The 20,090-nt window shown below is 31.7% G+C and carries 20 protein-coding genes; 17 read left to right on the plus strand and 3 right to left on the minus strand.

What is annotated here, in order from left to right; genetic code table 11:
- From AA81_RS07795 to AA81_RS07875, 17 genes are all read left to right on the plus strand, one after another.
- A partial coding sequence (locus tag AA81_RS07795; protein ID WP_146050364.1) for an ATP-binding cassette domain-containing protein occupies positions 1-414 on the plus strand: 414 nt, incomplete at its 5' end.
- A gap of 16 nt (positions 415-430) precedes the next feature.
- Positions 431-1,330, plus strand: a complete 900-nt coding sequence (locus tag AA81_RS07800; protein ID WP_103898732.1) for an ABC transporter permease — start codon at positions 431-433, stop codon at positions 1,328-1,330.
- 170 nt (positions 1,331-1,500) lie between these two features.
- On the plus strand, positions 1,501-3,063 hold the full coding sequence (gene zwf, locus AA81_RS07805; RefSeq protein WP_103079379.1) for a glucose-6-phosphate dehydrogenase: 1,563 nt from the start codon (positions 1,501-1,503) through the stop codon (positions 3,061-3,063).
- Positions 3,044-3,742: a 6-phosphogluconolactonase gene (gene pgl, locus AA81_RS07810; protein WP_103898719.1), complete on the plus strand. Its 699-nt coding sequence runs from the start codon at positions 3,044-3,046 to the stop codon at positions 3,740-3,742. Before zwf ends, pgl begins: the two co-directional genes overlap by 20 nt.
- 206 nt (positions 3,743-3,948) lie before the next feature.
- On the plus strand, positions 3,949-4,641 hold the full coding sequence (locus AA81_RS07815) for a DUF554 domain-containing protein (protein ID WP_103078737.1): 693 nt from the start codon (positions 3,949-3,951) through the stop codon (positions 4,639-4,641).
- 208 nt (positions 4,642-4,849) lie between these two features.
- On the plus strand, positions 4,850-5,992 hold the full coding sequence (locus AA81_RS07820; protein ID WP_103898720.1) for a zinc-binding metallopeptidase family protein: 1,143 nt from the start codon (positions 4,850-4,852) through the stop codon (positions 5,990-5,992).
- Between the two features lie 19 nt (positions 5,993-6,011).
- Complete coding sequence (locus AA81_RS07825; protein ID WP_103078739.1) at positions 6,012-6,989, plus strand: glucosyl-3-phosphoglycerate synthase; 978 nt, start codon at positions 6,012-6,014, stop codon at positions 6,987-6,989.
- Positions 6,986-8,482 carry a glycosyltransferase family protein gene (locus AA81_RS07830; protein ID WP_103898721.1) on the plus strand — a complete coding sequence of 499 codons (1,497 nt, stop codon included), beginning with the start codon at positions 6,986-6,988 and terminating at the stop codon, positions 8,480-8,482. The genes AA81_RS07825 and AA81_RS07830 overlap by 4 nt, the downstream gene beginning before the upstream one ends.
- Before the next feature lie 172 nt (positions 8,483-8,654).
- On the plus strand, positions 8,655-8,915 hold the full coding sequence (locus AA81_RS07835; protein ID WP_103077665.1) for a DUF3783 domain-containing protein: 261 nt from the start codon (positions 8,655-8,657) through the stop codon (positions 8,913-8,915).
- A 13-nt stretch (positions 8,916-8,928) separates the two neighbouring features.
- A complete protein-coding gene (locus AA81_RS07840) occupies positions 8,929-9,369 on the plus strand; it encodes an RNase H family protein (RefSeq protein WP_281256296.1) in 441 nt (146 codons plus the stop codon).
- Positions 9,370-9,652: 283 nt separating this feature from the next.
- A complete protein-coding gene (locus tag AA81_RS07845; protein WP_103077667.1) occupies positions 9,653-10,894 on the plus strand; it encodes an ABC transporter substrate-binding protein in 1,242 nt (413 codons plus the stop codon).
- An 81-nt stretch (positions 10,895-10,975) separates the two neighbouring features.
- Positions 10,976-11,842: a carbohydrate ABC transporter permease gene (locus tag AA81_RS07850; RefSeq protein WP_103077668.1), complete on the plus strand. Its 867-nt coding sequence runs from the start codon at positions 10,976-10,978 to the stop codon at positions 11,840-11,842.
- Positions 11,839-12,675, plus strand: coding sequence for a carbohydrate ABC transporter permease (locus tag AA81_RS07855; protein ID WP_103077669.1), 837 nt, complete (start codon positions 11,839-11,841; stop codon positions 12,673-12,675). Before AA81_RS07850 ends, AA81_RS07855 begins: the two co-directional genes overlap by 4 nt.
- Before the next feature lie 32 nt (positions 12,676-12,707).
- On the plus strand, positions 12,708-13,679 hold the full coding sequence (locus tag AA81_RS07860) for a sugar-binding transcriptional regulator (RefSeq protein WP_103898723.1): 972 nt from the start codon (positions 12,708-12,710) through the stop codon (positions 13,677-13,679).
- Positions 13,654-14,613 (plus strand): 1-phosphofructokinase family hexose kinase, encoded by a 960-nt coding sequence (locus AA81_RS07865; RefSeq protein ID WP_103898724.1) that lies wholly within the window; start codon positions 13,654-13,656, stop codon positions 14,611-14,613. The genes AA81_RS07860 and AA81_RS07865 overlap by 26 nt, the downstream gene beginning before the upstream one ends.
- Positions 14,610-16,070, plus strand: a complete 1,461-nt coding sequence (locus AA81_RS07870) for an FGGY-family carbohydrate kinase (RefSeq protein ID WP_103077672.1) — start codon at positions 14,610-14,612, stop codon at positions 16,068-16,070. The genes AA81_RS07865 and AA81_RS07870 overlap by 4 nt, the downstream gene beginning before the upstream one ends.
- A 35-nt stretch (positions 16,071-16,105) precedes the next feature.
- A complete protein-coding gene (locus AA81_RS07875; protein WP_103898725.1) occupies positions 16,106-16,951 on the plus strand; it encodes a class II fructose-bisphosphate aldolase in 846 nt (281 codons plus the stop codon).
- 104 nt (positions 16,952-17,055) lie between these two features.
- On the opposite strand, the gene AA81_RS07880 is transcribed toward AA81_RS07875, so the two are convergent.
- The 3 genes from AA81_RS07880 to AA81_RS07890 all read right to left on the minus strand — a co-directional run bounded on the left by AA81_RS07880 (position 17,056) and on the right by AA81_RS07890 (position 19,873).
- On the minus strand, positions 17,056-17,817 hold the full coding sequence (locus AA81_RS07880; protein ID WP_103077674.1) for a DeoR/GlpR family DNA-binding transcription regulator: 762 nt from the start codon (positions 17,815-17,817) through the stop codon (positions 17,056-17,058).
- Positions 17,818-17,819: 2 nt separating this feature from the next.
- Entirely contained in the window at positions 17,820-18,797 is a 978-nt protein-coding gene (locus AA81_RS07885) for a BadF/BadG/BcrA/BcrD ATPase family protein (protein ID WP_169999686.1), read from the minus strand.
- Between the two features lie 86 nt (positions 18,798-18,883).
- Complete coding sequence (locus tag AA81_RS07890) at positions 18,884-19,873, minus strand: SIS domain-containing protein (protein ID WP_103898727.1); 990 nt, start codon at positions 19,871-19,873, stop codon at positions 18,884-18,886.
- Between the last annotated feature and the right edge of the window lie 217 nt (positions 19,874-20,090).

Consider the following 20,090-nt stretch of genomic DNA (forward strand, 5'->3'; position numbering starts at 1 on the left):
CCTATTTTCAATATTGATTGGAAAAAAGCTACAGAAGAAACTAAAAATCAGATCAAAAAATATAATATAAAAGTATCGTCTGACAAACAGAAGGTGAAAAACTTGTCTGGCGGAAATCAACAGAAGGTTGTATTAGCAAAATTTTTGTTAAAACAACCAAAAATTGCTATCCTTGTAGAACCTACTCGAGGAATAGACGTTGGAGCTAAAATAGAAGTTTATAAGCTTATAAACGATTTAGCTAATAGAGGAATAGGAGTGATTTTAGTGACTTCAGAGATTCCGGAAATTTTGGGGTTATGTGACAGAGTTCTGATAATGCATAGAGGTAGAAAAACGGCTTTATTGGAAAAGGAAGAAATGACACCAGAAAATATACTAAAAGCTGGAATGGGGTTGGTTGAGCTTGTTTAAAACTCTCTTAAATTTTATGAGAAAAAATCCCGCCCTCGTTGGTTTTATCATTTTGTTTGTGGTACTTTCAATTTTTACAGACAGTTTCTTTAATCTCTATAATATAGTTAATGTTATTAGACAAGTTTCAATAATGGCTATAATCGGTTTCGGAATGACACTTGTAATAATTTCTGGGGGAATAGATCTCTCTGTTGGTTCAACTTTTGCGCTTAGCGCAGTTGTTATGGCTTCCATAGTCAAAGATGGGAGAGTTCTACTAGGAATAATCGTAGGATTATTAATTGGTGCAGCGATAGGGGCATTTATTGGAATTGTCATCTCGAAAGGCAAGATCCAGCCTTTCATTGTAACTTTGGCTACAATGGCTATAGGAAGGAGTTTAACCTTAGCATACACTGAAGGCATCCCAATCTCGATTTTTCCTGATAGTTTTAGATTTTTGGGTAGAGGGGATATATTTGGGATACCTGTGCCCATTTTGATCATGTTAGGTATATTTTTTCTTTCCCTTTACATACTAAAAAAGACAAAGTTGGGATTGTATATATACTCAATTGGAGGAAATGAAGAAGCCACAAAACTCAGTGGAGTAAACGTGGATAGATATAAAACCATTGTTTATATGTTGAGTGGACTTTTTAGTGCGATCAGCGCTATAATCTTGACAGCAAGATTGAACAGTGCTCAAGCCACATTTGGGCAAGGGTATGAACTTGACGCAATAGCAACAGTCGTTTTGGGTGGAGCAAGTTTAGCTGGAGGAAAAGGTGGAGTGTTAGGAACGTTGTTTGGTGCCCTTCTTCTAGGAACAATTAACAACGGAATGAATTTGATGAATATTTCCCCATTTTATCAAGATTTAGTTAAAGGAGTCATAATACTGTTAGCTGTTCTTTCAGAAAAAGAGGAATAAAAACATTTAGCAGCTTGCCGCGGAGTGAAAGTACAAAACTCCCCCCATTCCTTATGGGTGGGGAGCGGGGCGAAGGGGCGCTAAAGCAGACTAGATTTAACTAATTAAAGTAGTTTTTAGTGTTTTTAAGGACAATAAAATATGCTATACAAAGAGGTGGAAATTAGTACATGGAACAAATAACAAAACATCTTTCAAGAAAAAATATTTGTGAAGAAATAAAACCTGGAGCTTCTTCTTTAATTATATTTGGAGCCTCCGGGGATTTGACTTTTAGAAAATTGATCCCTTCTATATATACGTTGTTCAAAAAGAACCTATTGCCTAATGAATTTTTCTTACTGGGAATAGCAAGATCTAAATTCACTGATGAGGAATACCGCCAAGAAATCAAAAATAGATTATTGCAAGAAAACGAGGATAGCTATATAATTTCAAGGTTTGTTGAAAAAGTTTTTTATACTTCAGGTTTTTACGATGATGATACCCTTTATTTGGAATTAAAAAATAAATTAAATTATTTGGATAAACTCTTCAACACCCAAGAAAATCATCTTTTTTATCTTTCAACACCACCAAATGTCTATTTAGAAATAATTAAACGTTTGGGAAAATTTAATTTGACCAAAGAAAGCGAAAATTCTTATTCAAGAATAATTATAGAAAAACCCTTTGGCAGTAATTTTAACACATCAAAAGAATTAGACGAAGAGCTTCATAAGTATCTAAATGAAACCCAAATATACAGAATTGACCATTATCTTGGTAAAGAGACCGTTCAAAATATAATGATGCTTAGATTTGCAAACATTGTCTTTGAACCTATTTGGAATTATAAATACATAGATAACGTTCAGATAACCGTAGCTGAAACATTAGGTGTTGAACACAGGGCGGGTTATTTTGAACAAGCTGGCTTATTAAGAGACATGTTTCAAAACCATATGATGCAGCTTTTGACTCTGGTAGCTATGGAACCACCAGCATCCCTTGAAGATACAAGCGTTAGAGACGAAAAAACGAAACTATTGAAGACTATAAGGCCTTTTGAAAAAGACAAGATAGACGAATACTTTGTAAGAGGTCAATACATTGATGGAATGATAAATGGTAAAGAAGTTTCCGCTTATACAGAAGAAAAGAATGTTAATCCAAACTCCTTTGTAGAAACATTTGTAGCGGCTAAATTTTTAATCGATAATTGGAGATGGAGTGGGGTACCTTTCTATTTAAGGGCAGGAAAAAGGTTGAAAAGAAAAGTTACAGAAATCGTCATAATCTTTAAAGACGTTCCCCATTCAATATTTGCTAAAAATGATATAACCTTAGAAAAAAATGCTCTCATTCTAAATATACAACCAGACGAAGGGTTTTCACTGAAGATCCAAGCCAAACAACCCGGTTCCAAGCTTTGTTTAAATACATTAACAATGGATTTCAATTATGACGAATTCTTCAAATTCAAAGGTCCTGATGCATATGAAAGGCTTCTTTTGGACGCCATGTTGGGTGATCAAACACTTTTTGTAAGAAGTGACGCTATGGAAATTTCTTGGAAAATCTTCACCCCTGTTTTAGAAAAATGGGAAGAAGAAAAACATAATGGGCTGAGATTATACAAAGCTGGTACCTGGGGACCAAAAGAATCTTTTGAGTTATTAGCAAAAGATAATAGAAGTTGGCGAAACTTAGACTTTGAAAGTGAGGATTTATATGCAAGCAAAGTTTTTTGAAGATCCCCAAAAATTCCACAAAGAAGCCGCAAACCTAATTTATAAACTGTATAAAAAAAGCATAGAAGAAAATAAATTATTCACCTTAATGCTCTCAGGCGGAAGAACACCACTTCCCGTTTATGAAAAATTGGCATCAGAGTACAAAAATAAAATAAATTGGGAGAAAGTCCACATTTTTTGGGGAGACGAAAGATACGTCGATCAAAAAAGTGAAGAAAGTAATTTCAAATGGGCATACGATTTTCTAATAAGCAAGATTAATATTCCTACAAATAATGTACATAGGATAAAAACAGAACTACCTATAGAAAAAGCATCACAAGAATACGAAAAAGAAATAATCGATTTTTTTGGAGAACAAAATCCCGTTTTCGATCTTATATTACTCGGAATAGGAGAAGATGGCCACACAGCATCTTTGTTCCCTTCAAGTGACACTTTAAAAGAAAATACAAAGTTATTCACTGCCACACCACCATCTGGAACACCAAAAGTACCGAGAATTACCGCCACGTACAAATTGCTGAACAACGCAAGAAATATCCTTTTTCTAAGTTCATACAAAGGGAAAGAGAAAGTAATAGATGAAATCCTAAACCACCCTAAGATAGCAGAAGAAAAATTTCCTGCTGCAAAGGTTAAAGTTAAGAATACTTATTTTTTCATAAAAATATAGGGACTGTTTGACAGTCCTTTTTAATTTAATAATTATTAATTGAGAAATTGTCTAAAATTTCCCCATTATTCAGTGGTAAATCTAAAAATCTCTTTATTTTTGATTTTTGTAAGTTTTTTGTAATTAACCATATGATTGTTTGTTTGGTATAATTATTAAAAAACTTTTAATGGATTCAATGCCGCAAAAAGGGAGGGGAATTAGTAGTGTTTAACATCGCTGTCATTGTAAACACTTTAGCCGTTTTAATTGGGGGTACATTGGGAACATTTATTGGGAATAAATTGCCAGATAATTTGAGACTTATTTTATTTCAAAGTGTTGGTCTGACTACTTTTTTGATCGGAATAGGGATGGGGTTAGATGCAAGCAATTTGATCGTGGTTTTGGTATCTTTGGCACTGGGAGGAGTAATTGGAGAGTTATTGAGAATTGAAAACGGTCTAGGAAAATTGGCAAACATCGTTGAAAGATCACAGGGAGAAACACCTTTTGTAAGGGGATTTATTACCGCCACCGTTCTTTTTGTTATAGGCCCTATGACGATAATTGGATGTCTAAATGCCGGTCTTTCAGGAGATAACTCTGTTATTTTCTTAAAATCTGTTCTGGATGGAATTTCTTCTATGGTCTTAGCCTCGGTTTATGGCGTGGGGGTTACATTCTCTGCTGTGAGTGTATTTTTGATTCAAGGTTCGATAGTTAGTTTGGCTGGAATGCTTTCTTTCCTTTCAAATCCTTATTATTTGAATGATTTTACAGCCGTGGGTGGGGCGATGATAATTGCTATTGGAATAAGACTTTTGGAGATAAAAGATATAAAAGTAGGAAATTTCCTTCCTTCTTTGATAATTGTCGTTTTGATAAATTATATTCTTACCTTTTTTGGCAGGTTTTGACAAATTCCTATAAAATATGTTATAATGTTTAATAGAAAGACTAACAAATGTTTTCTTCTTATTTAAACTACTATTCATATCTTTGCCGCCCATACTATATTCACCTATATTTCTAATACTGATGAATTAAACAAAACTAATTATCAAACCTTTTTCGAAAGGTCCTTGTTTTTGTTACTTGTTAAAAAGGCAGAAAGGAGGAATCTAAATGCTTAGATTAGAAAATGCTTTATGGAAACTGGAAAAATATGAAGATGAACTGTTATCTAATACGATACTTTACAATCAACTTCCTTTAAAAAACTTCGACGAGCAAAAAAACTTTATAATAAACAGATTGAGAGAAATGAACTCACCAAATATTAAGGAAGATGATGAAGGGAATGTATATGTCTCGTTTGTTAACGACGATACATCTCCTACGGCACTTGTTTTCACAACTATAGATGAGATACACGATCCACTTGTTGAAAGATTTGCCAGGGTATTAAAAGGAAAAATAGAAGGTTTAAAGATCGTTTCGTCTTCACTTAAAGTAGCAGCTCTCTTGACTATGATAAAGTTTTTGCACTCAGAAAATGTAGACTTGAGAAAGAACGTATTTTTCCTTTTTCTAAACCAGGCAAGAAAAAACAAATTTTTGAGTTTAGGAGAGTTTTTACAAGAAAATATCAAAAGTTTGGACTATGCCATTAAAGTTAATGGTATCAATTTGGGAGATCTTGGGCATCGTTCTTTGGGAAAATATGTCTACAAATTAAAGTTTTATTCTCGAGATTCAATACACAAAACTTCTAAAGCTCCATCAACCCTAGAGATATTGTACAGAATAACTTCTAATCTGAAAGAAAATGCAGATATGGAAGGCACCTCTGTAAGCATCTTAAAACTTGACAGATTCGAGGACAACACCGAAGTGATAATGGAGATAAAGAGCGAAGGAGACCAAGATTTAGAAACTATAAGTGAAAATTTAAGATCCACCGTCACGGAATTGGCAGAAAGATACAATTTAAAGATCAAATTGAATCTACTTTCATACATTCCGACCACTTTCATACCAAATGACCATCCTTTGATCGAACAGATCAGAGAGGTTCACAGTCATTTAAACATCAAAACCAAATTGGTTGCTTTAGACAAAGATGAAGCATTGATAATTAAATCAGGTATTCCAGCAGTTTCCCTAGGTATAGGGAAAGGTGAAATATTAGATGGCACAGAATATTTTGAAAGAGATGGTGTAATGAAAGGTCTGAATCAAATTTTGATGGTAGTTGATAATGTAACAACAGAAAACTTTGCTGAAGAAGAGATAGATCAGGACATTATAGGAGAAGAAAAAGATTAAACAGAAAGGAAGATAAAAGATGAAGGACAATATTTTAAAACGTTCTTTTCACCATTCAAAGTTTGAAAACATTAAAGAGCTTGTTAAAATAAAAGAAAAACAAGATGTAAAAATATCCCTTGCCTTTCCTTCTTTAAACGAAGAAAAAACAATTGGTAAAGAGATAATCATTATGAAAACAGAACTTATGGAAAAATATCCATTATTGGATGAAATTGCTGTAATTGACTCTGGCTCAGAGGATGAAACAGTTTCTATAGCAAAAGAGTACGGTGCAAAAGTTTTTTACTCCAGTGATATTTTACCCGAATACGGTTTTTACAAAGGAAAAGGAGAAAATCTATGGAAAAGTTTATACGCACTTAATGGTGATATAATCGTATGGGTGGATTCAGATATAGAGAACATACATCCAAAATTCGTATACGGTTTAGTTGGTGCTTTGTTGAATTATCCAGAAATAGGCTACGTCAAAGCCTTTTATGATAGACCCATTGTGGGAAAATCAGCAATGCAACCAACGGGTGGAGGAAGGGTTACCGAATTGGTTGCAAGGCCTTTATTTTCTTTGTTTTACCCGGAGTTGTCAACGATAATTCAACCGTTAAGTGGTGAATATGCAGGAAGAAGGGAAATTTTAGAAAAACTACCGTTTTTTGTGGGTTACGGCGTGGAAATTGCTCATCTCATTGACATATCTGAAAAATTTGGCACCGAGATAATAGCTCAAGTGGACCTTGAACTTCGAATACACGACAACCAACCTTTACACTCACTGAGTAAAATGGCTTTTGAACTCACAAAGGTAGTATTAAAAAGATTGGAAAAATATGGAAAATTAGATTTAAACACCGAATTGAACGATAAACACCTAATGATTCAAAAAAAAGAAAATGAGAAGATATTAGTTCCAACGGAGATACTAAGTGTTGAAAGACCTCCTATCATCACCATCCCAGAGTATAAAGAAAAGTTTTCAAAAGGGGAGAAAGTATGAACAACCTTTACATCTTCCACTATCATTACATAAAAGGTGGAGTTTCTACCGTTGTTAGAAATATTGTAAAATCTCTAAAAGACGAATACAAAATTACTCTCTTTGGTTCAAAAAAAATGGGGATAGATGGAATAGAAGAGGTCTTATCTTACAAAAATGTTGATTTTATTGATTTCCCAGAGCTCGGATACATATATTATGACAGCACCAATTATAAAACTTTTCTCGAACTCAAAGAATCTATAAAAAACAAATTGAACAATTATCACGATGAAAGGGCTATATACTGGGCACATAACTATAATTTAGGCAAAAATCCTGCATTCACACAAGCTTTTAAAGAATTTATCACAACAAAAAATGTACCCACAATTATTCAAATTCACGATTTTCCTGAATGTGCAAGATGGGAAAACTATTCTTTTATAAGAAAATTCATAAATTCTTCCCTATACCCAATAAAAGAGAATATACAGTATGCAACTATCAATCTATCCGATTACAATAGGCTTATAAAAAGTGGTATACCTTCAGAAAATACTTTTTATCTTCCAAACGCTGTTGAATTTGCTAAAAATAAAGATAAAATAAAAGACATTGACAAAGATGAAGTCATAAATAAACTAAAGAAATTGGGATATAACCTTGATCCCACAAATAAAAACATTTTGTATCCTACAAGGACGATAAGAAGAAAGAATATCTTAGAAGCGGTACTTATAAATCGTTTGTATGGAAAGAGTAATCTTCTTGTCACATTACCAGCTAATTCTGATAAAGAAAGGCCATACGAAAAAGTTGTAAAAGAAACCTTTGAATCTGAAAAAGTTAAAGGAGCTTGGGCTATTTCAGCAAAAGATCCTTCGCTTTTTCCATATATACTGAATATTTCTGATCTTTTCTTTTCTTCTTCAGTATTAGAAGGATTTGGAATGATATATTTAGAATCAAAATTCAACGAAAAAAACTTTTTAACCAGAAAATTAGATGTGATAGAAGATTTCAAAAATATAAAAGAAATAAGTTACTACGATAGATTTTTGGTTAGTCTTTCTCCTAAAGAAATAAACAAAGTAAAAGAAAAATACGAAGAACAAATTAACAAGATACCTATCTCTGAAGAAAACAAAAATCACTTAAGACAAGATTTAAACAACAAATTTGATAAAGATTTAATTGACTTTTCATTTCTCCCCGTCGAACTTCAAAAGAAATTCTGTACGGAAGAAGAAACAAAACTTAAAGATTTGAAAGAAATCAACAAAGAAATATTTGATAAAATAGAAACGTTGACTACAACAAAGCACGTTGACCAAGGAATAAACATAGAAGATTTCTCATTGAAGGCGTATAAAAGTAAAATATTTTTATTATTAGATAAAGTGCAATCTAAAAAAGGTACTACAAAGGAAATAGAAGATACAATAATTGACGAAAATATTCTAAAATCTTTTCTAACGATAGACAATATAAGATTACTCTTTTCTTATTGAACAGGATAAAAGAGCGAAGACTTCTTCAGCTTTATGGGTAGAGAGTTGGAATAAAAGGATAAAGACTCTTTATCCTTATGGATGGAAAGCAGGTAAAAGAATAAAGATTTTTTATCCTTATGGGTGGGGAGCGGGGTGAAGTGGCGCTAACACAACTTAGGAGGCTATTCCCATGTATGAAGATATAAAAAACATTCCGACAATTATAATTAACGGTATGTCCAAAGAACAAATCCTTAGGATAATGAAAACGATAAAAAATATGGAAAACTTACCTGAAAATATAATTTTTGCTTCCATTACTCCTACAAGTTCTCAATGGACAGTTGAAGAATTAATCAAAGAGTTAAAGCAAGAGGATATAGAAATGAAAAAAGTAACAGAAAATCTCAAAAAAGGGGTATACGACAATTACAAAAAAGACAGCAAGTGAGAATAAAACTCTCATCGCCTATGTCGATGGAAGTTATGACGTAGAAACAAAAATATACGGTAGCGGCATAGTATTTCTAGATGATGAAGAAAAACATCTCTTCTTTTCTGGTAATAACCCAGAATACTCCTCTAGCAGAAATGTTGCCGGAGAAATAAGTGCATCAATCTACGCAATGGAATACGCCAAAGAAAAAGGTTACGAAAAGATAATAATAAATCATGATTACATCGGATTAGAGAAATGGTGTACTGGAGAATGGAAAACGAATAAAAAAATAACCATAGCTTATAAAAATTGCTATGATTATTTTAGTAAATTTTTAACAATACAATTCCATTGGGTAAGGGGACACTCAGGAGATCCTTACAATACATTGGCAGATCAATTGGCTAAAAAAGCATTAGAAAGCAAAAATTTCCGTGATTTAATAACGAAATATATAAAAAATTAATAAAAATTTCTTCCTTTACTTTCCTTAATACTTCCTCTGTTACTTTAGGAACCATTTTTTAACCTATTTTCTAGAATGGTAAACATTTAAACTATCCTTAAATTTTTAAGAAATGTGAGATATAAAGAGTAAATGCTTTCTAATCAATTTTAAATGGTAATAATTGCTTATAAATTCATTTAATCGGATTTTACTTTCCGATATTTTTTTGATACAATAAATAGTAGTTACATAAGAAAGTTACTTATGTAACTACATTATGAGGAGAAGGAGGTATATCTTTATGAAAAGGTTTTTGGTATTAAGTTTCATAATACTCGGGATCCTAGGTGCTTCTACTTTTAATGCTCAAACCCTTTCTGTATGGATAGGAGGACATGTCGCAGAATTAGATGAAACGTGGAACGAAGTTATATCAAAATTCGAAGATAACACAGGTATAAAAGTAGAAGTACAATTGTTCGGATTTGATACTTACTATGACCATTTAGTAACCGCGCTTCAAGGAGGAGTAGGGCCTGATTTAGCATTTGCTGACTTGGGTGGTTGGGTTCCAACATTTGCATCTCAAGGATGGCTTGAACCATTAGATGATAAATTGAATTCCTGGGATGGTACGAATGAAATATGGGAAAATCTATGGCCAACGGTAACCTATGAAGGTAAAAGATACGGACTACCTTGGTATACAGACGCGAGACTATTGTTGTATAATAAAAAAATGTTTAGAGACGCTGGATTAGACCCTGAGAATCCTCCTAAAACTTGGGAAGAATTTTTGTATACCGCTATGAAATTAACCGATCCTTCCAAGAGGGTATATGGTTACGGTGTCAGCGGCACTAAAACTGAACATACTACTTTAGGTTATATGATATTTTTGTACAGTGCAGGAGGAAAATTACTTACAGATGATTATTCTAAAGCTGCCTTTAATACTCCAGAAGGACTACGTGCTTTAAAATTCTATACTGACCTTGCGTTGAAATATAATGTAAGCCCTAACCCTCTTTCTTACCATGAAGATGACTATAGGAATCTTATGGCTCAAAACAGAGTCGCGATGGCAGTAGGAGGACCTTGGTCATTCCCGTTAATTGAATCAGCGAATCCCGATATTGAATATGGAGTAAGTATCCACCCTTATGCTGTTACTCAAGCATCTGTATTAGGTGGATGGGCTCTTGTTATTCCCAGTTCCAGTAAAAATAAAGAAGGTGCATGGGAATTAGCTTCATATTTGACTAGTTATGAGACATGGATGTTTTGGGTAGAACAAAATCATGGACCAATGCCTACAAGGAGAGATGTTGCAAGAGACGCCCCATATTTTCAACAAAATGAAAATTGGCAAGTTATTTTTGAAGCATTCCCTAATGCTATCCCTAGACCACCTATTCCAGAATGGCCTCAAGTTTCAGAACAAATTCAAATTATGGTACAAGATGTTTTATTAGGTAATTCCACAGCAGAAGACGCCATAAAAAAGGCAGAAATAAATGTAAATAATATTTTGGGTAATTAACATGCTTTTTTATAAATAAGGGGGGAATCTCCCCTCCTTATTTAAAACTAAAAAAACAGAAGTATAGGAGATTGAAAATTTATGTTGAAAATCTCAAAAAATGAAAAAACAGCTTATAAGATGGTTCTTCCTTATGTTTTAATTATAGTATCATTAATAGTTTTTTTATTAACTTTAAATATATATCTCAGTTTTACTAATAACGAAGGAAATTTTACTTTTTCTAACTATATTGAAGCTATCAAAGATCCCGTATTTCTTATAATGTTAAAAAATACAGTTATATGGACAATATGTAGTGTGATAGGACAGTTATCTTTAGGATTATTGGTAGCAATTTTATTAAATCAGATAAAAAAAGGAGAAGTGATTTTCAGAAGTATAATTTTAATTTTACCTTGGGCAACATTAGACATAGTAGCTGGAGTCACATGGAAATGGATGTTCAACGATATGTATGGAGTCATAAATGATATTCTATTTAGATTTGGTTTTATATCTGATTATATTTCATGGTTAGGACAACCAAAAACTGCTTTAGCAGCGGTAATAATCGCAAATATATGGAAAGGCTTTAGTTTATCTGGCTTATTCTTTTTAGCTGGCCTTCAAGCTATACCCGTGCAACTCTATGAGGCGGCGGAAATTGATGGAGCCAATGTATTTCAAAAATTTACACACGTAACCATTCCGCAATTAAAGCCTATTTTAATTACAACTTTGATGTTTACCACTATATGGACTATAAATTATTTCCCACTAATATATACTATGACGGGAGGAGGACCTGGCTATGGAACCGAAACATTTGTTACTTATATTTATAGAATAAACTTTAAATTTTTAGAATATAATAAATCTGCTGCTTTATCTAATATTTTATTTTTAATAATATTATTTATTTCTATTCTATACATAAAAGTTTTAACAAAGGAGGAAAACTCTTGAAAAGAAGCAAAAGAATACAAATGTATAAAATACTTTCTTATTTTTTATTAATAATAATATCTATAATAATTGCTTTTCCTTTTTACTGGTTAATAGTTACTTCTTTTAAAACATATCCCGAAATATACAGTTACCCCTTAACTTATTACCCACATGATGTAACTTTTGAACATTTCAAGGAAATTATGAGGTTGGACATAGGAAAATACTTCATAAATAGTCTTATTGTTTCTATTACTACTTCTATTTTGTCATTAATAATAGCAGTTTTACCAGCTTATGCTTTTTCAAGATTTTCTTTTAGGGGTAAAAACTCCCTTTTAACAAGTGTTTTATTATTTCAAATGTTTCCAATGGTTATTTTTTTGATGCCAATATTTAACCTTTTGAAAAATATTGGATTATTAGATACATACTTAGGTTTGATTCTTTCTTATATAGCTTTTACAACACCGATTACTATTATTTTTCTTAGAGGTTTTTTTATTGATATACCAGAATCGTTAGAAGAAGCCGCTATGATAGATGGTTGTAGCATATTTCAAGCATTCTATAAAATTATTCTGCCTCTAACTTTACCTGGCATAGCATCAGTTGGTACCTATACTTTCTTATTTACTTGGAGTGAGTTGTTATATTCCATGTCTTTTTTATTGAGTAAAAGTAAGCAAACTATTCCTACCTTCCTCTCTCTATTCGTAGGACAGTATCAAACAAGATGGGGACCTTTGTTTGCAGGATCGTTGTTAGCAACTATTCCCCCTTTGATAATTTTTATAATCTTACAAAGATACTTTATAAAAGGATTGACAAGCGGAGCAGTTAAAGAATAATAACAAATAATATAAGAGAGGGTAAAATTAGAATGATTGATGACAAATTATTATTTGACGTCGCTGTGGATTACTATATTAATAAAAAACTTCAAAAAGAAATAGCAAAAGAATTAGGGGTATCTCGAGTACAAGTTAGTAAATACTTAAAACTTGCGTCAGAGAGAGGTATTGTTAAAATTGAAATTACACCTCCCGAAATCTCAAATGAAAACCAAAAAAAATATCAAGAACTATTTAATAATATCTTTGGATTAAATAAATTGCTTTTGGCTCCTAGTTACAGTAATCCAGAAAGGCTATTATATTCAATGTGCCAAGTAGCGGGAGAATACATTTCTTCTCAGATACCTAATGAGCCTTACAATGTCGGTATTGGATGGGGTAATACTATGACCAAATTAGCACTTACATATGACTTTTCTCTTAAAAATGAATGGAACGTTGTTCCTCTTTCTGGAGGAATCTCTAAGATTTCTGATGAGAGATTTAACATTAATTACATAGTCCAAAGCTTTGCTAAAAATTTGAATTCTAAATTTACTTTAATTTATTTGCCTTTTATCTTAGAAAAAGGAATAAAAGAAAACATTACAAGCAGTTCGGAGTATAAGAAAATAGTAAATTTTTGGGAAAAACTGGATGTAGTTATTGCTAGTGTTGGATATTCTATATCTAGGTCTCCGCTTTTCCGACAAAATGTTATAGAAGGGAAATACATTAACCAGTTAGAACAATTAAATATAGTGGGGGATATACTAACTCACTATTTTGATATTCAAGGTAACGTATATGATTTAGAATTTATTGAAGATATAATCAATATTTCTATTAATCAATATAAAAAAGCTAAATTGAAGATTGTGGTAGCAGGAGGCTTGCATAAAGTCGAGAGTATTATAGGACTATTAAGAGGTAAACTAGTAGATGTTTTGATTACCGATCAAAAAACTGCCGAAAATGTTCTAAATTACGTATATGAAGAAGGAGAGGATAGTTATTAGTGTTTGTGTACTCAATTTAAACCCATGCTATGATCACTGGGTGATAATAGAAAAAGAATCCCCTATTCCAAATGTGTTAAGGGGTGATAAAGTTGTTAAACTTGTTGATGGAAAGGGTTTAAATATAGGAAGAGTTTTCAATACTTTAGGATTCAAAGACTATCTTTGTTTAAATATAGTGGGTGGTGAAGTAGGCAAAATCATTGAATCAGGTAGCCGAAAAGAAGGGATAAAATCAAAATTTTTCTGGATCGAAGAAGAAAACAGAATTAACACAGCTGTTGTTTTTGAATATGAAAAAAGAATGATAATGATAAACGAACCCGGTCCACATATTACAAACCTTGAAATAAACAAGTTTATATCTTTTTTTCAGCAAAATCTGAAAGAGGATGATAAACTTATAATATCTGGAAGCGCCCCTCAAAGATTCGAAAGTTATCATTTAATGGAACTAATAAATTTTGCAAAAAAAAAGAATTGTGAAATAGATGTTGACATTGGCGGCACATGGTTGAAAGAAATTGTTGAGTCTTCACCACCAGATATTTTAAAAATTAATTCAGATGAACTTAAAGTTGCTTTTGATATCGATATTAAAGAAACATCCAAAGTAAACGAATTTAGAAAAAAGAATCATATAAAAGAATTAATAATTACCCATGGAAAAGAAGGAAGTTGGGGTTTCTTTGATGAAACACTTATTAAAGCAACTCCTAAAAAGATATTCTCTGATTATTCAGTGGGATCTGGAGATTCTTTTTTTGCAGGTTATCTTTATGGAAAAGAAAAAAAATTTCCTCTAGAAGAATGTCTTAAAATAGCTACAGCTTGTGGAATAGCCAATACTTTACACTATGGAGCTGCGATTTTCAATAAGCAAGATTTCAAAGACCAATTAAAAAATGTAGAAATTAAAAAGGTGGTATTATGAAAGAAAAAGTTTACGTTGGAATAGATATTGGAACCACGAATTCAAAAGTTCTCATTTTAGGAAAAAATGGAAAAATATTAGATCTAATTAAAATTGAAACTCCAAGAATATTTATCAATAACGTTGAATATGTAAATCTTTTCCAACTAGAAAATTTAATAGACGAGGTTTTAAAAGATTTAAAAAATTTTTACTTAATTCAAGGAATGTCATTTTCAAGTTTTGGAGAAAGTGTTGTACCAGTAAAAGGAGGCTTCTCCCTTCATGAACCACTCATGTGGTATGAGGAATGTACACTTGATATAATGAAAGAAATTGAGCCGTTAGTTGTTAAATATGCTCCATACAAAATCAGTGGTTTAAAGAAAAGCTATACCTATTCTATATATAAAATATTATGGATGAAAAAACATCTAAATTTTGAAGAACCTGACTATTGGCTACCTTTATCCTCATATTTTGTTTATAAATACACAGGTAAAGCCATTTGGGACATTACACAAGCATGTAGAACTTTGTTTTTTGATGTACACCAAAGAAAATGGATAGACGAACTTTTAGACGTTGTTGGTTTAAAAGTGCAATTAGGACAATTAGCTTATACTTCGAACTACATTGGCAAAAATAATGAAGGAATTCCTATATTCTTGGGGGGGCATGACCATTTTACAGGTCTATATGGGATCAGTAAGATTCTAAATACAGAAAATATTGTATATGATTCAATGGGATCAGCTTCTGTTATAGCTGCTCTAGCGTATGAAAAAAGTAATGAACTCCACTTTGAAAAGCCTTTTATGGAACCTACTGGAATTTTAGGGGCTGCTTTTGAAGATAACCAATATTATCTTGAAAATTCCATCAAATATTATGGAAAATTTTTAGAATGGATTATGAAACTTATTAATATTACTCCCAATTCTGTTAATTTCAAAAAAATCAACGAAGAAATAGAAAAAATGGGGAAAATAGAAGAAAAAATTTATTTCATTGGAGGAGGAGACCTTATTGCTGGGGAACAAAAGTCTCGTTTAAATATTTTAAATGCCTCTCTCAACATAAATCCTCCTGAAATTGTTCAAAGTGCTTATATTTACCTTTGTGCAATGAGTAAAATGATATATGATTCTCTAGAGAGATTTATATCTTCAGACTCTATATATATTGCTTCAGGTGGAAATACGTTAAATGAAACTTTTATGAATTACAAAGCAACGCTTTTAGAAAAATATATATATATCTTTAGTACTCCTGAAACTACTGCTTTAGGTGCTTCCATAGCCTCAGTTATTGGAAGTAATGACATGGTCACCTTAAGTAATGTTTCAGAAAACTTAAATATAACTAAGGTAGAACCAATACCAAAAATTAAAAAACCTTTATTAGATTCTTTTGAGAGAATTTCTCAGTTATATGAAAAAGTAAAAAGAAATAGAATAACAGATATCTTAGAATAAAATTTTCCCAAAAAATAACACGAGGAGGAGTTAAAATGCCACTAGTTAATTTGAATGATGTTTTAGTCCCAGCATACAACGGAGGTTACGCTGTTCCTGGCTTCAATTTTCATACTTATGAAGATGCCAAAGCTATAGTCAAAGGAGCTGAATTGCTCAAATCTCCTGTAATTTTAATGGCATCAGGTAGTTGCATCAGACACTTGGGTTTAGACTTGAGCATAGAAATAGTTAAATTTTTGGCTAAAAATACATCTATACCCGTTGTAGCTCATTTAGATCATGCTACTGATATTAATTTAATTTTTCAAGCAATGACTAAGGGGTTCACATCGGTGATGTACGATGGTTCTTTACTTGATATCGAAGAAAACATAAAGAATACAAAATTGGTGGTAAAAGTAGCACGCGCTTTGGGAATAAACGTTGAGGCAGAAATCGGAAGAGTCGGTAAAAGTGAAGAAGGCAAAGACGCAAAAGAAATATTAACGGATCCAGAAATAGCTGAAAGTTTTTTTGATGCAACTCAAGTTGATGCACTTGCCGTGGCAGTAGGAACTGCTCATGCAATGCAAAAACAAGAAGCTAATATCCGTTTTGATCTTGTTGAAAAGTTATCGAACATTTTGAATGTCCCTCTTGTTTTACATGGATCAAGTGGTGTTAAAAATGAAGATTTAATAAGAATTTCAAAAACAAAATTTTCAAAAGTGAATATAGGAACTATATTAAAGACTGTTTATATGGAAAAAATCCGTGAAATTTTAAAAGATAATCCAGAGTTGAGGGATCAAATAAAACTTCTAGAATCAGCTGCGAATGCAGTAGTTGAAACCGTTAAAGAAAAAATAAGGTTTCTTGGAAGTGATAACAAAGCATAAAACCTTAGACTTCTAAGGTTTTATGCTTTGTGACGTTGCTTTTAATTACTTTATTGATAATTTGGGTTTTATAAAATATTATAATCAATTATTAAGCCTATAATTTAAATTATATTGGCACCTTTTTCTAGATATAATCGTTTTACGTCTTCAGGTATTTGAGAATCAGTAATTATTCCTGTAACCTCATCTAATTTCGCAAACTTTACCATATTACTTTTACCAAATTTTGAATGATCTGAAATAACATATGTTTCTTTTGCATTTTTGTTTATTTCTTGAGCAATTGCTGCTTCATCCATGAAAGTAAAAGAGATGTCCCCCGATATTGATATGCCATTTACACCTACAAAATATTTATCTATATTAAAATTTCTTATAGCTGATATCGTTATTTGTCCTACACATTCATAACTGCCCTTTTTTGGTATCCCTCCTGAAACAATTACTTGAAAATATTTATTTGAATCAATTATAAGCAACGCAACATTTAATGAGTTTGTTAAAATAGTTAATTCTGCCAAATTGGACGCAACAATCTCTTTCGCCAAAAAGTAACAAGTAGTGCCTCCGCTTAAAGATATAAAATCACCATCCCGAATAAAATTCATGGCTTTTTTAGCAATCTCTTTTTTTTCTAAGGTCATATAATTATAATTAGTGTAGAAACTAGTTTCTGCTTGAGGAACGTTCAATATAGCCCCTTTATGAGTTTTAATTATCAATTTTTTTGAAGCTAAATAATTTAAATCCCTTCTTATCGTGCTTCCTGAGACTTCGAATTGGTTTTCTAATTCTTTAGTAGTTACACTCGCTTTTCTTTTAATATAATCAAATATTTGTTTCCTTCTCTCATCTGAAAGCATTTTTATTCTCCCTTTTTTAATTCTTTTTTTATTGTTTCTTCTGAATTTTTAAGATTTTGAAGAAAGTTAGCATCCACTTCTTCTTTTAATAAAATTAATGCTCCAAAGACTGGCCAAAATTTAACTGCTCTTATATCCGCTGTGGGAATTTTCTGCCGAATGTAATTAAAAAAATATTTATAAAATACTGGAATGTTTTCTATTATTCCTCCACTGTAGGTAATAACAGGGTTAGGATCAAATTTTAAAAGTCTTATCGCGGATAACACGGATAATGATAATTCTTTTGCTGCTTTTTCTAATATAAACTTGGAAGAATTATCCCCTACACTACTTGCTTTGGAAGTTAAATAAGATATTGATGCAATTTCATGCCTAAAATTTTTACCTAAATTTTTTATCCATTCTAAGAGATCATACTTACTCTCAAACTTCATTTCTTTAAATATCAGTTCTGTTAGAAAGGTTTTTGGAGCTCTCCCATCCAGTTGCTTGGTTACTTCTCTCAAGGTTTCTATACCAATGTAAAAACCACTCCCCTCATCTCCAATTAATGGTCCCCAACCTCCTACTCTTACGTCTTTTTCTTTGTGTTTTCCATATATAATACTTCCCGTTCCACAAACGGCATGAACACCATCTCTTCCTAAAGAACCTCCTGCCCAAGCAATCACCACATCGTTAACTAATAAGTTGGGAATTATCCCAAGTTGGCTTTGTATTAATTTTTTTAATCTATACTCTAATCCTCTATACTCACCAATAGCAGACATACCAAAACATGATTTTACAGTATCCTTGTCTATTTTCTTTAAAATTACAGAGATTTCATTCAAATTTTTAAGAAATTTCTTTTTCCCACACTCCATTATATTTGTGGGCCCTGTTTTTTTGAAATCTATTAAATTCCCCTTATTATCTACTAAAACAGCTAATGTTTTTGTACCTCCACCATCAATTCCTAAGTACAATTTCTCCATCATTTTCCTCCAAAACGGATTAATTAATACACATATATTTATAAATATGTGTTTATTAATTTTGATTCTACTGTATATGTAAAAGCTTAAAATTTCACTACTTTATCTAAGTTCCTGGGTCTATCTACATTTATATCCTTATTTTTAGCTATTCTCAAACCTAAAATTTGAGCAAATAGAATCTGCAAGAACGCAACATTTTTAGAATGAATGTTCGTTTTTTTAAATAATTTTCCTAAATTTATAACGGTAGAACCAAGGTCACGAAGCTCTTTTTCAAGCGTTTGATTATTTTCTTCATCTTCTCCAAAAATGCAAACCAAGGTTTTATCATCTGCCAATGATTTTGGTCCATGGCGGTATTCGTAAGATGAAAAAGCTTCTGTAAAACTTAAAGACATTTCTTCTAGCTTGAGAGAAGCTTCTCGAGCCAGTCCTTCATACATCCCTAATCCTAAAAAAACAAAATGTTTAAATCTAATTAAATTAATTTTTGTTATCTCGTTCTCAAAAACTTTTATTATTTCATCTATCTTACCAAAAACTTTTGCATATTTTGATATATCTTCATTAAGGTTTATATCTACTAACATTTGAAAAGAGAGAATTATAGAGGTAAAAGATTTAGTCATGACAATTCCTTCTTCATTAATTGGAAGTATGAGGGTTTCATCCGAAACTTCGCTTAATGAACTATCTTTATTCAGTGTAATCCCAAGAGTTTTTAAATTATTTTCTTTGAACTTTCTGCATGCTAAAACAGTGTCCGTGGAATCTCCGGACCTAGAAATAAGTACTCCAGCTCTTTTTAAATAATGTCTGCCAATATTTTCTTCAAAAGCACCATGAATTTCTCCCCCTGGAAGAGCTTTTGATTCAATACCAGTTTTTAAAGTGAAGTATCTACTCAAAAAAATGGCTACGTAGAAAGAAGTTCCACAACCTATAAAATAGACTATATCAGATTCGAACAAGAAACTTGGTAATCCTCTTTCTTCAACAAACCTTTTTGTCGCAATATATGTACTTTCAATACTTTTTGTCTGTTCTTTTATTTCTTTTTCAACAGTGAACATCTAACTCCTCCTTCGAGAGATTTTTTAGCAATATAATCATAAAAAAGCAAATAAATTAGTTTTTTATGATTAAATAAAGCATAATTTACACTACAATATTATAACTTATATTTTTAATTAATACAACACCTAATAATTAAAATTGTTTTAAAAATTTCTGAAATTGCGTGATAAGAAAAAAAATTAATCTCTCTCCTCCTATAAAAAAGAAAAACTG

Source organism: Petrotoga halophila DSM 16923 (genome assembly GCF_002924615.1).

What these genes read in the sequence shown, in the direction of transcription:
- pgl (WP_103898719.1), top strand. Translation starts at nt 3,044, where the DNA reads ATGCAAGCAAAGTTTTTTGAAGATCCCCAAAAATTCCACAAAGAAGCC.
- AA81_RS07865 (WP_103898724.1), top strand. Translation starts at nt 13,654, where the DNA reads ATGAAGAAGGAGAGGATAGTTATTAGTGTTTGTGTACTCAATTTAAAC.
- AA81_RS07870 (WP_103077672.1), top strand. Translation starts at nt 14,610, where the DNA reads ATGAAAGAAAAAGTTTACGTTGGAATAGATATTGGAACCACGAATTCA.
- AA81_RS07820 (WP_103898720.1), top strand. Translation starts at nt 4,850, where the DNA reads ATGCTTAGATTAGAAAATGCTTTATGGAAACTGGAAAAATATGAAGAT.
- AA81_RS07860 (WP_103898723.1), top strand. Translation starts at nt 12,708, where the DNA reads ATGATTGATGACAAATTATTATTTGACGTCGCTGTGGATTACTATATT.
- zwf (WP_103079379.1), top strand. Translation starts at nt 1,501, where the DNA reads ATGGAACAAATAACAAAACATCTTTCAAGAAAAAATATTTGTGAAGAA.
- AA81_RS07825 (WP_103078739.1), top strand. Translation starts at nt 6,012, where the DNA reads ATGAAGGACAATATTTTAAAACGTTCTTTTCACCATTCAAAGTTTGAA.
- AA81_RS07845 (WP_103077667.1), top strand. Translation starts at nt 9,653, where the DNA reads ATGAAAAGGTTTTTGGTATTAAGTTTCATAATACTCGGGATCCTAGGT.
- AA81_RS07830 (WP_103898721.1), top strand. Translation starts at nt 6,986, where the DNA reads ATGAACAACCTTTACATCTTCCACTATCATTACATAAAAGGTGGAGTT.
- AA81_RS07850 (WP_103077668.1), top strand. Translation starts at nt 10,976, where the DNA reads ATGTTGAAAATCTCAAAAAATGAAAAAACAGCTTATAAGATGGTTCTT.
- AA81_RS07875 (WP_103898725.1), top strand. Translation starts at nt 16,106, where the DNA reads ATGCCACTAGTTAATTTGAATGATGTTTTAGTCCCAGCATACAACGGA.
- AA81_RS07885 (WP_169999686.1), bottom strand. Translation starts at nt 18,797, where the DNA reads ATGGAGAAATTGTACTTAGGAATTGATGGTGGAGGTACAAAAACATTA.
- AA81_RS07890 (WP_103898727.1), bottom strand. Translation starts at nt 19,873, where the DNA reads ATGTTCACTGTTGAAAAAGAAATAAAAGAACAGACAAAAAGTATTGAA.
- AA81_RS07800 (WP_103898732.1), top strand. Translation starts at nt 431, where the DNA reads ATGAGAAAAAATCCCGCCCTCGTTGGTTTTATCATTTTGTTTGTGGTA.
- AA81_RS07835 (WP_103077665.1), top strand. Translation starts at nt 8,655, where the DNA reads ATGTATGAAGATATAAAAAACATTCCGACAATTATAATTAACGGTATG.
- AA81_RS07880 (WP_103077674.1), bottom strand. Translation starts at nt 17,817, where the DNA reads ATGCTTTCAGATGAGAGAAGGAAACAAATATTTGATTATATTAAAAGA.